This is a genomic window from Moheibacter sp., assembly GCF_049672845.1.
Taxonomy (GTDB): domain Bacteria; phylum Bacteroidota; class Bacteroidia; order Flavobacteriales; family Weeksellaceae; genus Moheibacter.
Genome location: NZ_JBATWT010000024.1, coordinates 115,631 through 129,824 on the forward strand (window position 1 = coordinate 115,631; position 14,194 = coordinate 129,824).

The following is a 14,194-nucleotide window of genomic DNA, read 5'->3' on the forward strand; positions in this document are numbered from 1 at the left end:
ATTTTTATTACATTTGGGCAACAATTAAAATTCTATTATAAATGAGCATCATTACACAAATTCACGCAAGACAAATTTTAGATTCAAGAGGAAACCCAACAGTGGAAGTGGACGTCGTTACAGAATCCGGCATTCTCGGAAGAGCTGCCGTTCCTTCGGGGGCTTCAACAGGCGAATATGAAGCGGTGGAGCTTCGTGATGGCGGAAGCGCTTTTCTGGGAAAAGGTGTACAGAATGCAGTGAAAAATGTAAATGAAATCATAGCAAGAGAATTGATTGGTTACAGCGTTTTTGAACAGGTTTTGATCGACCAAACCATGATTGAATTGGACGGAACCGAAAACAAATCCAAACTTGGCGCAAATGCCATTTTAGGTGTATCTCTTGCGGTAGCTCACGCGGCTGCAAACGAACTAAACCTTCCTTTGTACCGCTATGTAGGCGGAACCAATGCCAAAGTTTTACCGGTTCCGATGATGAATATCGTGAACGGTGGGTCGCATTCCGATGCCCCGATTGCATTTCAGGAATTTATGATTATGCCGGTTGTGGCGGATTCTTTTTCGCAAGCTTTGCAAAAAGGAACGGAAGTTTTTCACAGCCTTAAAAAAATACTTCACGACCGAAATCTTTCGACAGCGGTTGGGGATGAAGGGGGCTTCGCTCCTACTTTTGAAGGAACCGAAGACGCTTTGGACACGATTATGAAAGCAATTGAAATGACCGGATACAAAGCAGGAGAAGAAATCAAAATCGCATTGGATTGTGCTTCATCCGAATTTTACCGTGATGGAAAATATGATTACACCCAATTTGAAGGCGAAAGCGGAGCCATCAGAAGCCGTGAAGAGCAAGTGGCTTATTTAAAAGAATTAACAGAGAAATATCCAATTATTTCCATCGAAGACGGAATGGATGAAAACGATTGGGAAGGTTGGAAAATGTTAACGGACGCAATTGGCGAAAAAGTACAATTGGTCGGTGACGATTTATTGGTAACCAATGTGAAAAAGTTGAAAACGGCTATTGAAACCAATACTTCCAATTCAATTTTGATCAAAGTAAACCAAATCGGAACTTTGACCGAAACCATCGACGCGGTTCAAATGGCACAAAATGCCGGATACACAGCGGTGATGTCGCATCGTTCAGGGGAAACAGAAGATACAACGATTGCTGATTTGGCGGTGGCACTAAATACCGGACAAATCAAAACCGGCTCGGCTTCTCGTTCAGACCGAATGGCCAAATACAATCAATTACTAAGAATTGAAGAAATATTGGGAGACACAGCGGTTTATCCGCAATTCTCTGCTTTTAAAGTGAATAATTAACCCATAGTAAAAATTGATAAATCTCATTTTGAGAATTGAATGAGTTTATTGTATATTGCTATCCAAACTAAATAAAAACAATGTCAGATAAAGCAAAATTTATTCATAACGGATCAGAATTGGAATTTGATGTACCTCAAGGTACGATGAACGAGAAATACGTTGATTTTTCCAACTTCCGTTCCCAGACCGGTGGAATCATCACGCTGGATCCGGGGTATAAAAATACAGGTTCTTGTACGAGTGCCATCACCTATTTAGATGGCGAAGAAGGAGTTCTGATGTACCGTGGTTATCCGATTGAACAATTGGCGGAAAAATCAAACTTCGTGGAAGTTATGTACCTTTTATTGAAAGGAGAACTTCCTACGCAAGAAGAACTTACAAAATTTGAAAACGATGTCATGGATCATGATATGGTTTCAGAAGATGTTACGAAAATTCTTTCCGCTTTCCCAAGCACCGCGCATCCTATGGGCGTTTTGTCCACTTTGACAAGTGCACTTACGGCATTTAACCCGAAAGCTGTCGATGCAAAATCAGAAACGGATATGTACCGTGCAGCAGTTACACTGATGGGTAAATTCCCGGTTTTGGCTTCTTGGACGCTTCGAAAAGTAAAAGGTTGGCCTTTGAATTATTCCGATAATAAATTGGGGTATGTTGAGAATTTCTATCAATTGATGTTCAAACAACCCAACCGTGATTTGGAAATGGATCCGGTAATTATCAATGCTTTGGATAAATTATTAATTCTTCACGCCGACCACGAACAAAACTGTTCTACTTCTACTGTACGATTGGTAGGGTCGGCTCACACAGGACTTTTCGCTTCTATTTCAGCCGGTGTTTCTGCACTTTGGGGACCTCTTCACGGAGGTGCAAATCAAGCCGTCGTAGAAATGCTGGATCAAATCAAAGAAGACGGTGGAAACGTTCAAAAATGGGTGGACAAAGCAAAAGACAAAAATGATGATTTCCGTTTGATGGGCTTTGGTCACCGCGTTTATAAAAACTTTGACCCGAGAGCAAGAATCATTAAAAAGGCAGCCGATCAGGTTTTGGATAAATTAGGTATTCAGGACGAATCATTGGAAATCGCTAAAAAATTGGAACAAGCAGCTTTGGAAGACGAATATTTCATCTCCAGAAAATTATATCCAAACGTGGATTTCTATTCGGGATTGATTTACCGCGCATTTGGAATCCCAACCGAAATGTTTACCGTTATGTTTGCCGTAGGACGTTTACCGGGTTGGATTGCGCAATGGATTGAAATGCGTCAAAACAATGAACCGATTGGTCGTCCGAGACAAATTTATACCGGTGCACCAAAACGCGATTATATCGATATGAACAAAAGATAATTTTTCATATAGAACTTGAAAAGAGGCATTTCCAATCGGATTTGCCTCTTTTTATTGCGTCATAAATTTATGCGCTGGAATGATTTGGATTTGAAATCCTTCTTTTTCAATTTCATCTTCTTGATTTAAAGTCACAATGGTTCCCGATTTTTGGTCAGTATATTCCAAAGCTTCCATCAATCCGCCCAGTTCTCGATTGAAATTCTCATCGTTGATCTGATAACAAACCTGAACGACTTCTTTGACTTTTTCTTTTTCCATCGTGATGAAATCACATTCGCCTTTTCCTTTGAAATAAAATATTTCGCTGTAATTGCGACGCAAATGCAGGAAAATCAGATTTTCCATTCTTCTTCCCCAGTTTTCGGAAGTGGACAAAGAATTTTCCGAATAAATTCCCATATCCATTGCGTAAACTTTCTTGGGATTTCTTGCTTGAACCTTTAAGGAATGATTGAAAACCGGAACAAAATCCAGCAAATAAACATCTTTCAGATAAGAAAAATAATCCAGAAAAGTGGCAGCTGTTTTCACATCAAACATTCCGATTAATCGATTGGCTGAAACCAGATTTCCTATGTTGGTGATGAGATAACTGGTCAGCTGTCTCAAAGAAGAAACATCGCGCACACCGTGTCTTACTACAATGTCTTTCATCAAAATATCATCCACCAGAAAATTTAGAATCGGAGCATAATCAGTTTTTAAATATTCTGGAATTCCACCTTTTTGTAAATATTCCAAAACTGAATCTTCATCGGCTTTCAGATTTTTAAATTTCAAAAATTCAGAATAAGAAAATGGAAATAATTCCATCGAAAGATGGCGTCCCGTCAGGTGAGTTCCCAATTCTTTGCTGAGCATCGAAGCATTGGATCCAGTTAAAACTACATTATAGCCTTCGCGCAAAAGTTGATTGATAAATAGTTCCCATTTTTTTACGATTTGGATTTCGTCGAAAAATATTATTTTGGCTTTTCTGCGTTCGATTTCCCGATGAAGTCTTTGAAAATCATCCGAAGTAAATCCCGAAAGGCGTATATCTTCAAAGTTCAGAAAAACTGACTCCTTCTCATTCTCACGAAGAATCTGTAATAATAATGTACTCTTGCCACATCTTCTCATCCCAGTGATAATGGTTGCAAAAGAATCTATATGAGGAACTTTGTCCAAATCCTCTCTAGCCATTCCTATATTCTTCTCTAAAAAATTATCTTTTTGAGAATCGATAACCAAACTTATTTCTTCTTGTAAAACCATAATACCACTTTATATATTACAAATATATGATTTTATTTATTACTAATATATAACTCCATATATTATAAATATATATTTTCTTATATTACCAATATAAATAATTATATAGTAGTAGGATAAGAAGCATAATGAGGATTTGAAAATTTGATTTAAAAGGGAAGATTAAACCTCAAAAAAATTGTAGATTTGTTATTCAAGCATAATAAATAATGACCATCACCGAATTAAAGGAAAGAACGCAAATTCCTGTCATCACTTCCCCTATGTTCATCGTTTCGGGAACCCAACTTGTGATTGAATCTTGTAAAAACGGAATCATCGGGACTTTTCCCGCACTCAATGGCCGAACAAGCGAAGATTTTGAAAAAATGCTCAAAGAAATCAATTCCGAACTTGAGAAATTTGAAGCCGAAACCGGTAAAAAACCGGCTCCTTATGGTGTAAATTTAATTGTCAACCGCACCAATCCCCGACTGCTCCCTGATTTGGAATTATGTGTGAAATACAAAGTTCCGCTTATCATCACTTCGCTGGGTGCTGTTAAAGAAATCGTAGATGCAATTCATAGTTATGGCGGATTGATTTTCCACGATGTGGTAAAAAAACGTCACGCCGAAAAAGCAGCGGAAGCCGGTGTGGACGGAATCATCTGTGTTTCGGCCGGAGCCGGAGGACATGCAGGAACTGCACATCCCTTTGCTTTAATTAATGAGATCAAAGGATTTTTTGATGGTGCCGTCGTCATGGCGGGAAGCATCAATACCGGACAGGAAGTTTTGGCAGCAGAAATTGCCGGAGCGGATTTCGCTTATATGGGAACCCGTTTCATCGCTACGAAAGAATGTGCCGCTTCGGAAGAATACAAGCAAATGATTGTGGAGTCCGGGATTGATGATGTAATTTATACTGACGGCGTTTCGGGTGTTCCTGCCAATTTCCTGAAGAAAAGTATAGAACTCGCCGGAATTGATGTCAGTGAGAAAAAAGAAGAAGATTTTTCCAAATTGACGGGCGAACATGCAAAAGCCTGGAAAGACATCTGGTCGGCCGGACATGGCGTGGCGGAAATCAAAGATATTCCTTCAGTTTCGGAATTGGTGGAGAGATTGAAATCCGAATATAAATCGGCTTTGGAAAGGACCAAAATTATTCAAGAAAATTTAAAATTTTAGAATGAAAACGGCAAAAGAATTAATCGAACATATAGAATTAAATCAATTAGATAAAACAGTTTTTGAAGGTAGAAGTATAACGGTAGGAAGCCGAACGGTTTTTGGCGGACAGGTACTTGCCCAAGCATTGAACGCAGCCTATCGAACCGTTCCTGAAGAGCGTTTTTGTCATTCGGCGCATGCTTATTTTATTTTGCCGGGCGATCTTCAAAAACCCATTCAGTACAAAGTTCAATTGGTGCGGGACGGCGGAAGTTTCACCACGCGTTATGTATCGGCGGAACAAGACGGACAAGCGATTTTTGTTTTGGCAGCTTCGTTTCAGATCAAAGAAGAAGGTTATGAATTTCAGGAAGAAATGCCAGAAGTCGCAAACCCCGATACCCTTTTTAGCTGGGAAGAAATTTACGATCAGGCGAAGGATTTTCTGCCCGAAAGTTTTGCGCGGTTTCTGAGTTTGGAAAGACCGATTTTTTTTAAACCAACGGTTATCCATAATCCGTTGGAAAAAGTTGATTTGCCACCGAGGCAGGATGTCTGGTTTAAATTCAAGGATGTAAAGGATAAATTGAGCATTCAGCACTTTCATGAAATGCTTGCCTATGCCTCGGACTATAATATTTTGATTACCGCTTTGCAACCGCATGCTTCTTCGGCTCATTTTGGAAATATGTTGTTGGCAAGTCTGGATCATGCGATCTGGTTTCACCATGAACCTGAGGATTATTCCGGCTGGTTTTTATATCATATCGAAGTACCAAATACTTCCAACGCAAGAGGTTTGACTTCTGGAAAAATTTTCAGTCAGGATGGAAAGTTGATCGCTACTGTGGCACAAGAAGGTCTGATGCGGAAACTTATAAAATAATTTTAGTTTCATTTCAATAGAGATTTTTAGTAATTTTAAAGTCTCTATGTACCATGAAATCCTAAATACCCTCATCCTGCTTGGGGCACTTCAGGGCCTTTTCTTTACGGCAATAGCTTTGAGTATGCGTAAATTTAAAAGCAAAAGCACTTTTTTTATCGCGATGCTTATTCTTTGTTTTTCGCTCAACAATATTCAGTATTATTTATGGGAAACAGATATCATAGACCGGGAAATTTTCTTTGGAATCGTTTATTTCCCGTATGCTTCGCTAAGTATGGTTCTTTATTATTTCTATGTAAAGCTTTTCCTATATCCAAAAAATCCGATTAAAAAGAAACAATGGTTATTGTTTTTGCCTTGTTCTTTTTTCTTTCTGCTGACTTCATATTACAAAATCGGAAATGCTTTCGGGGACTTGTCGGGAAAAACAGAAATTTTCTTCTCTTACCTCATTTATGTACATGAAATTTTTAGTGTTTTGTTTTCAATCATCCTTTTGGGATGCATTTATGCATTGATTTTAAATTTCGAAAAAAATCAACTTAAAGGTAAAACACAGATTCCCAAAATTGGAGTTAACTGGCTGAAAATAATTTCACTTATTTCTTTTATCCTTTGTCTGATCTGGATAATTTCAATTTATGATGAACTGACTTATGGAAGTGACAATGTGAGCTTTTATTACATTCTCTGGCTTGGGATGTCTTTTACGATTTATATTCTGGGACATATAGGTTTGTATCGGTTTGGGATTTTGCAGGAACAGAAAAGTATTCAGAAGTTTTCCAATTACAATAAAACGATGATTTCGGTCGAAGCGGTTTATTCGCAAAACGAACATATCGAAGAATTTGAAAAATATATAAAGACAGAAAAGAATTACTTGGATTCTAATCTTTCATTGGAGTCGGTGGCCGAAAAATTAAATATCAACAAAAGTTATTTGTCACGAATCATTAATTCGGAACTGGAGAAAAGCTTTACGGATTACGTAAACGAACTGCGTGTGGAAGAAGCGAAATTTTATATGACCAATCCAGAATTTAAAAATTACACGCTTATTTCAATTGGACTGGAAGCAGGATTTAATTCCAAATCAGCTTTCAATACTGCTTTTAAAAAATTTACCGGCATGACGCCTTCACAATTCAAAAACAGTTTGGTATAGAATGATTTGATTTTTTAATATATTTAAACTCACCAAATCCTCTCTCATGATTATTTCGATTGTACAAGTTCTTATGCTTCTTGGCGCTATTCAGGGATTTATATTTTCGGGATTTGCTTTCTTTGCAAAAAAATATAAAAGTCGCAGCAATTTCTTTCTGGGAATGCTGATTCTGACTTTTTCATATAACATTGTTCAGAATTTTTTAGTTGTTTCTGATTGGATTAGCTCAGATGCTTATTTCAGATTTTTTTACATTCCTTTTACTTCTGTCTTCTTAGTTCTTTTCTATCTGTATGTGCGATCTTTTTTATATCCAAAAAATAAACCGCAAAAAGTACATTATCTTTTATTTCTTCCTTTTTTGATTGTTTTCATTGAATCATTTTTAGAAAAATTGGGTTATGCCAACCACATTTTCACACAAGAGCATACCGTTTATTTTAATAATTTCAGACTGATTCAAGAAATTTTCAATGTGGTCTATTCATTTGTTTTAATTATTTTCAGTTACAAACTGATTTTTAATTATGAAAAAGAACAATTGTCTAAAAAACATAGGAAACTAATTATTCAGTTGAAATGGTTGAAAACTATCACTTTCATTTTGTTTTGTCTTTGTCTATACTGGATTCTTCCGCTTACTTATGAATTTCAATACAAGTTGGATCTTTCCACAAAATATTTCTATGTTTTATGGATAGGTCTGGCTGTAACTATTTATGCTTTAGGTTATATCGGGCTTTATCAGTTTGGTATAGTTCAGGAACAAAAAAGTATTCAAAAGTTTTCTGCTGGTCGTCCGGTTTTGGCAGTTAGTGATATTAACCATTCTAAAAGCAAACAAATTCTGAAATTCGAAGAATTTGTCAAAATCGAGAAAAACTATTTGGATTCCAATCTTTCTCTGGAATCTGTGGCAGATTCTCTGGGACTTAACAAAACTTATCTTTCACGAATCATTAACGCAGAACTTAATAAGAGTTTCACGGATTATGTAAATGAACTCCGTGTGGAAGAAGCAAAAATCTATCTTGAAAATCCTGATTTTCAAAAATATACACTAGTTTCAATCGGTCTGGAAGCCGGATTTAATTCAAAGTCAACTTTTAATTCCACTTTTAAAAGACTTACCGGTCAAACGCCTTCTGAATACAAATCCGGATTGTATGAAAAATGCCCAGTCCCTCGGGAAACCAGGCATTCAGCAGAGGTTTAGGTTATTTATTTTTTGATGATTTTTTTGGTCACTATACCTTCTTTAGTAATTAATTTAAGCAAATAAACACCTTTGGCTGCCGGAAGTTTTACTGAAAAGGTGGAAGATTCAACGATTTCTTTAGCTACCAATTGGCCTGTCATATTAAAAATTTCAACTACGACATGGAAATGTGGTTTATTTATACTGATATAAACATCAGATTTGGTAGGATTCGGATAAATAGAAATATTATTCAGTGTTTGCTCGTCTGTTGCTAGTTCTATATTGCTCAGTTTAAGAATTAAATCTTTGTTTCCATTGGACAAAATCGTATCAAAAGTATAAGTATATCCGTTGTAGGAAGCAGTTACGGGTTCTACCAGATTAAGATTGATAACTCTATCGGTCGTCATGATGGGAAATTCATCTCCTATCGAAGGTGCAAATCCGAGAATCACTTCGATTTTCCCTCCTATATTTGAATCATTCCCGAAATCCCCCTGAAGTATATCAAATTCTGTTAAACTATTGATTTCAAACTCAATGCTTCCGGTTTCACTTTGTTCAAATCTGTCGTATGCTGAGTGCACAATCATTGTTCCCACTCCATCAATGCCAGGTGCAACTTTTCCTTTGTTCAGGAATTTATCAGGCTGACCTGAAAAACTGAATTTATACCCGTGAATTAAACCTGTTTCATGATTGATCAGCTCTGCCCCGTTCGCCAGATAAAAAAGTCCGTTTGTGTGGTTTTCAATTAGTCCGTAATTATTAATATTAAACCCCATCACAACTGAATCGTCATAATAATTTCGGATGGCACCATAGTTATCCAGTGTAGAAGAAGTTTCGTTATCTATCATAAATTTTCCGTGAATCAGGAACTCTCCTTCTTCCCTGTTTATAAAATTTGAATTTATCAGTCGGGTATTGGTATGTGCACCTTCTTCATCAATGATAAAGTCTCCGTTATTTTCAAAAGTCATATTGCGAATTTGTTTGGATCCTGAGCTGTTATATAAAGTAAATTTGGTATTGTTTACAAAAGTTCCCGGTCCTTCCATTGAACCAAATCCCATTTCGATTCCATTACCTTCAATATTGTTATGAAATATTTTTCCTTCCTCTACAAATTTAGGTTTTGAATAAAATTCAAACTTTCCGTTATTGAATCCAGTAGCAGTTCCTTCCCAATAGGATCTTGCCCCATAAACCAGCTGCACGTTCTCTTCTATATTAAAAACAGGATTTATTAATTCATGATGAGAATAGGTAGATTCGAATTGATATCGTGCTCCTGCTGCAAATTCGATGGTTCCGCCTTCATTTCGTAATCCGATGTTTATATATTTAAAAGAATCAGGATGAGTTTCTGTAGCCCTGATTGTACCACGATTAATCAAGTGTATATAATCCACGACTCCATCACCGCCAAGATTGGTTCCGATATTCATAACCCCGCCCGGTTCATTTGTAACTACCGATCCATTTCTGATAATAAACCTCATAGTTGTCGTATGGCCTCCATGACCATTTTCCCAGTAGCTGTTGATTTCACCATAATTAAATACCTGAACTCCATAAATACTAAATTGTCCACATCCGGTACATCCCAGTACTTTGTTGAATTTTCCATAAATATTAATTCGTCCTTGCCCGGTTATATTTCCCCAATGCGCATAATGTGTCTGTCCTTGCATAATGTTGACTGTCTTTCCCAGCGGAATAACAATCTCACTCGTATTTGGCGCCGGAACCACTCCCAAACTCCAGTTAGAAGGGGTGTGCCAGGATGACTCGTTTTCTCCAATAAAGGTATTGACTTCTGCAGATAATACCGAGAAGGCTAAAATTGATAAGAAATAAAAAAGTTTTTTCATGATAATAAAGTTTTAAGCAAAAATATTCTTGAGAAGAGAATTCGGGGTGTTAATAATTTATCATTGTAAAGATTTCGGACGTAGTTAGTTTACAAATGACTTATTTCAAATAATTTACATTTAATATGCTTAACTTGAACTTAACTAAAAAGAAATGAGCAGAAATTCACTTCTGCTCATTTCAAAGTTTGGTATATAGATTAGTAGATTATTCTTTAATGAATTTCTTGTGTTCCACTGTATTTCCAGACTTGATTCTAATGAGATAAACTCCCTTTGGAAGTGAATTTACATTGAGCTGAACTTCTCTGGCATTTGTTTCCTGATGACTGTAAACCCTGCCGTCTAATCCTATGATCCCAACTGATTGAATGACTTTGTCAAATTTCACATTCAGCATATTACGAGCAGGATTTGGATAAATTTCCAAAGATGAAATATCGCTTTCATCCAGTCCCATATTGGTATTAATCCCAAAAATGGTTTCATAGGAGTTTCCACCAAATGTCGCTGTAATAGTATAAACACCATCCATCCAGGTATTGTCTGTCTGGAATTCCCAGGACGCATATGTTGTGGCATAAAATGCTCCCCAGTCGTTTGTCCAGTTCCAATTATACAGAATTTCACCATTTGGTTTTTTAAACTGAATATTTGTAACATCACCGTCGTTTATATCCCGATAAAAAATCTTCAGATAAAGCATATCACCGGGAACAAAATTGATTTTTTTATAGGTATTTTCAATCACAGGACACTCTGTATCCTGAGTTCCTACATAATGGGTTGAAATTTCATTGATTCTCGGAACAGCATAAGGCTCCTGAACCTGCCACCAACTGGTATCATTCATGGAATTACAAGGTCCCTGATAGGGATCAATTACTTGGTTTTCACTATCACGGACTTCAAAATGTAAATGCGGCCAAGTACTACTTCCGGAACTACCGGCAACCCCTAAAAATTCTCCTGCAGATACGGTATCACCAATTCCTTTCGGATTAAGCGTGTTTTTCTTAAAGTGCATATAAATGGCCTGCGAACCATCTGCATGTTCCACCACAAATCCATTCCAGTTTGGATTACCATTATTGACACAGCTTAAATCATTGAATCCGTCTTTTTTGTTGACAATCACTCCTTCTGCAGCGGCTACAACTTCCATTACATTTTCCGCCATTCTTTTCCAAGGATAAGGCCACAAAATAAGATCGGTTCCCTGATGATTTCCGGAAGCCCAATCATAAGTTCTGTTACCACAATTGTAATCAAGTAGCTGGTTGTTTGGCGTTAGATTATGATCTACATTAAAATTAATTGTATGGTAGCCGTATTCAGAAAATCCGTCCTTTGGACGAATGGGTTCAATAAAAAGTACCGGATTTCCCAAATGAGAAAATGCATCCGGATTTTCTTGTAAAATGAGCGCTTTGTTTTCTGCAATTTCAATATCCATTTCAAATCTTGCCTGATCTGAAAGACACTCTGTTTTTTCAAATTCTACAACTGTAAATTTAGCATCCAAAAGGTTTGAACTATTTGCTAAATATATCTCTTGGTTTTCAATTGGGTAAATTATTTCCTTCATCTGTCCATTCAGCAAAAAAGGAAAAACAAGTAAAAAAGGTAAAGATATTTTCATGATAATTGAGTTTTAGAACAGAAACAAAACTAAAGTTCTAACTATTTTCAGAAGTCTTAAATCTTTACATTGTCAAAAATCAGCACATAAAAAAGGATTCCGACAGGATTTTAAGTAAATAAAAATCCGGCACTTTTCAGAACCGGATTTCATTTTTTATAACAAAAAATTATTATTCTATTTTCATTGAATTTTTCAGATAAAATGCTTCAATTATTTCTTCCATCGGATAAGCGAACCAGTCCGTTTGTTTTTTTATTTTTAAGTCTTTGTCCAATTCGAGCCAAATCACAAATCGAGTACCTTCTACTTTTTTTCCGTTATAAAAGTAAGGGCTGGTTGTTCCTGATGCTACAATTGAAGAATCACTGCTAAGGATTTCGTCCAAAACAATTGTTTCTGTAGAAGTGTATTTAAAAGCCGGATCTTTCCAACGGTAAAATTCCTCGTACAAAAATTTAGGATCATTGGCATCTGACTCAAATCCAATGTTTTCATATTTAAAATCGGACGAATAAAAAGAAAGAATTTTGTCGATTTCTTTTCTTTCTGAATAAGTTTTGAAAAAACGCTCTCCCAATTCTTGGGTTTTATTTTCTCTGGCACATGAAAACATAAGAAGTGCCGAAATCAGTAACAAAATATGTTTCATTTTAGTCAGGTATTCTTTTTAATAACTGTTCCGGTTCAATGTAAGTAAGACTGTCTGTAAGTGCCACCCAAGTGTCATTGTCAGACCAACCGTAATGTTTGACATTCAGACTTCCGCTTTTGGGTTCCAGCTCTATGATAGTTCCATCATCAACTTTTGACCAGCTTCCATGAGCTCGTCTTCCGTTTTGAGTTACTTCAAAAGATTCTCCATTCAGTTTCAGTTCAATTTCTTTTCCCTGGATTTTTCCTTTGAAACTTCCTTCGTAATTAATTTCTTCCGAATTAATTTGTGAATTTTCTTCCAAGATTTCTATATCTTCCTGACTGAGATCCCCTTCGACTTTCTCTTCTTTGCTTCCACAAGATAGCATTAGAAATCCCGATAAAAGAGCTATATAAAATTTTTTCATGATTGACTTTTTCTTTCCAACGATTAAAAATATCGTTTAGTATTATTTTTTTACAAAATTTTCCACATCACTTTTAGATACGGGATTCCCGCCTAAAATGAGCATTCTCTCAACGACATTTCTCAGTTCTCGAATATTCCCTGTCCAATCGTATTTTTCAAGAATTTTAATGGCTTCATCTGAAAATTCTTTCACAGGCATTCCCGATGATTCTGCAATCTGAACCGAGAAATGTTGAACCAACTGCGAAATGTCTTCACGTCTTTCATTCAACCCAGGAACTTCAATGACAATGACCGCCAATCTATGATACAAATCTTCTCTGAAACGGCCTTCTTCAATCTCCTTACGCAAATCTTTATTGGTTGCCGCAATGACTCTTACATCCACTTTTATTTCACGATCGGCTCCCACACGGGAAATTTTCGCTTCCTGTAATGCCCGCAAAACTTTAGCTTGTGCAGAAAGGCTCATATCACCGATTTCATCCAGAAAGATCGTTCCGCCATTGGCCAATTCAAATTTCCCTTCTTTGTCTTTGTGCGCACCTGTAAACGAACCTTTTACATGTCCAAATAATTCACTTTCGATAAGTTCCGATGGAATCGCAGCACAATTCACCTCCACAAGTGGCATTTTGTTCCGCGAACTTTTCTCGTGGATATGATGCGCGACCAATTCTTTTCCAGAACCATTTGGTCCAACGATTAAAACCCGAGCTTCTGTATCAGCAACTTTATCAATGATGTTTCTGATTTGCCCCAAAGCTTCCGATTCGCCCACCATTTCATATCGTTTGGCGACTTTTCTTTTGAGGGCTTTGTTTTCAGTGGTAAGTTCTTTATTTTTTGTAATCAGAACTTTTTTATCCAATGCATTTCGAACTGTGCTAAGAAAGCGGTTCAGATCGGGTGGTTTTGAAATGTAATCAAAAGCTCCTTTTTTAATGCAATCAACCGCCGTTTCAATATCTCCGTGTCCGGAAATCATCAGAAAAGAAAGATCGGGATTGTATTCTAAAGCTTCCACCAGCACTTGAACACCATCTTTTTTCGGCATTTTTATATCGCTGATGATCAGGTCGAAATCCATCGATTTAATTTTACTCAAACCCTCTTCACCGTCTTCCGCAACCTCTACTTCGTAACTTTTATCTTCGTCGAGTAATATATTTTTAATGACGTTCCGAATGGCGGCTTCGTCTTCAATAATTAAAATTTTAGACATTTTTTAAT

The 14,194-nt window shown here is 36.8% G+C and carries 12 protein-coding genes; 6 read left to right on the plus strand and 6 right to left on the minus strand.

Going from position 1 to position 14,194, the window contains the following annotated elements:
- Positions 1-41: 41 nt before the first annotated feature.
- Positions 42-1,334 carry a phosphopyruvate hydratase gene (gene eno / locus WBF63_RS11065; protein ID WP_424369784.1) on the plus strand — a complete coding sequence of 431 codons (1,293 nt, stop codon included), beginning with the start codon at positions 42-44 and terminating at the stop codon, positions 1,332-1,334.
- Positions 1,335-1,414: 80 nt separating this feature from the next.
- Positions 1,415-2,701, plus strand: coding sequence for a citrate synthase (locus tag WBF63_RS11070; protein ID WP_424369785.1), 1,287 nt, complete (start codon positions 1,415-1,417; stop codon positions 2,699-2,701).
- A 51-nt stretch (positions 2,702-2,752) separates the two neighbouring features.
- On the opposite strand, the gene WBF63_RS11075 is transcribed toward WBF63_RS11070, so the two are convergent.
- Positions 2,753-3,961 (minus strand): ATP-binding protein, encoded by a 1,209-nt coding sequence (locus tag WBF63_RS11075; protein WP_424369786.1) that lies wholly within the window; start codon positions 3,959-3,961, stop codon positions 2,753-2,755.
- Positions 3,962-4,170: 209 nt separating this feature from the next.
- On the opposite strand from WBF63_RS11075, the gene WBF63_RS11080 reads away from it, so the two are divergent.
- The 4 genes from WBF63_RS11080 to WBF63_RS11095 are packed head-to-tail and all read left to right on the plus strand — an operon-like array spanning position 4,171 to position 8,391.
- A complete protein-coding gene (locus WBF63_RS11080; protein ID WP_424369787.1) occupies positions 4,171-5,133 on the plus strand; it encodes an NAD(P)H-dependent flavin oxidoreductase in 963 nt (320 codons plus the stop codon).
- Between the two features lies 1 nt (position 5,134).
- A complete protein-coding gene (locus WBF63_RS11085) occupies positions 5,135-6,001 on the plus strand; it encodes an acyl-CoA thioesterase (protein WP_424369788.1) in 867 nt (288 codons plus the stop codon).
- 46 nt (positions 6,002-6,047) lie between these two features.
- On the plus strand, positions 6,048-7,172 hold the full coding sequence (locus tag WBF63_RS11090; RefSeq protein ID WP_424369789.1) for a helix-turn-helix domain-containing protein: 1,125 nt from the start codon (positions 6,048-6,050) through the stop codon (positions 7,170-7,172).
- A gap of 46 nt (positions 7,173-7,218) precedes the next feature.
- A complete protein-coding gene (locus WBF63_RS11095; protein WP_424369790.1) occupies positions 7,219-8,391 on the plus strand; it encodes a helix-turn-helix transcriptional regulator in 1,173 nt (390 codons plus the stop codon).
- Positions 8,392-8,396: 5 nt separating this feature from the next.
- Here WBF63_RS11095 and WBF63_RS11100 read toward each other — a convergent pair whose 3' ends face one another.
- The 5 genes from WBF63_RS11100 to WBF63_RS11120 all read right to left on the minus strand — a co-directional run bounded on the left by WBF63_RS11100 (position 8,397) and on the right by WBF63_RS11120 (position 14,186).
- The gene (locus WBF63_RS11100) at positions 8,397-10,253 is read right to left on the minus strand and encodes a T9SS type A sorting domain-containing protein (protein WP_424369791.1); all 1,857 of its coding nucleotides are present in this window, start codon (positions 10,251-10,253) and stop codon (positions 8,397-8,399) included.
- A gap of 208 nt (positions 10,254-10,461) precedes the next feature.
- Positions 10,462-11,895, minus strand: a complete 1,434-nt coding sequence (locus WBF63_RS11105) for a T9SS type A sorting domain-containing protein (protein WP_424369792.1) — start codon at positions 11,893-11,895, stop codon at positions 10,462-10,464.
- Positions 11,896-12,067: 172 nt separating this feature from the next.
- Positions 12,068-12,547, minus strand: a complete 480-nt coding sequence (locus tag WBF63_RS11110; protein ID WP_424369793.1) for a hypothetical protein — start codon at positions 12,545-12,547, stop codon at positions 12,068-12,070.
- A gap of 1 nt (position 12,548) precedes the next feature.
- The gene (locus tag WBF63_RS11115; RefSeq protein ID WP_424369794.1) at positions 12,549-12,959 is read right to left on the minus strand and encodes a hypothetical protein; all 411 of its coding nucleotides are present in this window, start codon (positions 12,957-12,959) and stop codon (positions 12,549-12,551) included.
- Between the two features lie 42 nt (positions 12,960-13,001).
- Positions 13,002-14,186: a sigma-54-dependent transcriptional regulator gene (locus WBF63_RS11120; RefSeq protein ID WP_424369795.1), complete on the minus strand. Its 1,185-nt coding sequence runs from the start codon at positions 14,184-14,186 to the stop codon at positions 13,002-13,004.
- Positions 14,187-14,194 lie beyond the last annotated feature (8 nt).